Annotated in this window: 1 pseudogene; it reads right to left on the bottom strand. The window is 85.5% G+C overall.

Annotation, left to right across the window (positions count from 1 at the left end):
* A pseudogene (locus tag GTQ99_RS23990) lies at positions 1–324 on the bottom strand (hypothetical protein); the annotation flags it as partial.
* Between the last annotated feature and the right edge of the window lie 118 nt (positions 325–442).

The raw sequence follows: 442 nt of genomic DNA, 5'->3' as shown, positions 1-442 counted from the left end.
CACCAGGTCCACGCCCCGTCCGCCCGGCACCGGCAGCCGCCGCAGGGCGCGGGCCAGCGCCGCGGCCAGCACCGGGCGGGCGTCGGCGCGCCCGCGCTCCTTGACCGACAGCAGCACCTGGCGGGCCGCGCCCGCGTGCGCGGCGCAGGCGTGCACGGGCGTGCCGTCGGCCAGCGCGGTGGGCGGGGGCGGGCGGCGCAGCGAGCGGGCGCAGCCGGGGCAGCACAGCAGGCCCGCCCGCGCGCAGCCGGCGCACTCCAGGGGCCAGACGAGGTCGCAGGCCGCGCGCAGCGCGCGGACGGGGGCGGTCGCGGAGGGGTCCACCCGGCGATCGTGCGCGCCGCAGCGGGCGCGCGGGCGCTCCCGCACGGGGCGGTGGGCCCCGGCGGCGCCGCGGGCGGCTGTGCGGACCGCGGCGGCCCCGCGGAGGGCTGGGCGGGGA

It is taken from the genome of Kineococcus vitellinus, from assembly GCF_009906315.1.
Lineage (GTDB): Bacteria > Actinomycetota > Actinomycetes > Actinomycetales > Kineococcaceae > Kineococcus > Kineococcus vitellinus.
This window is presented reverse-complemented; position numbering and strand designations above follow the sequence as displayed.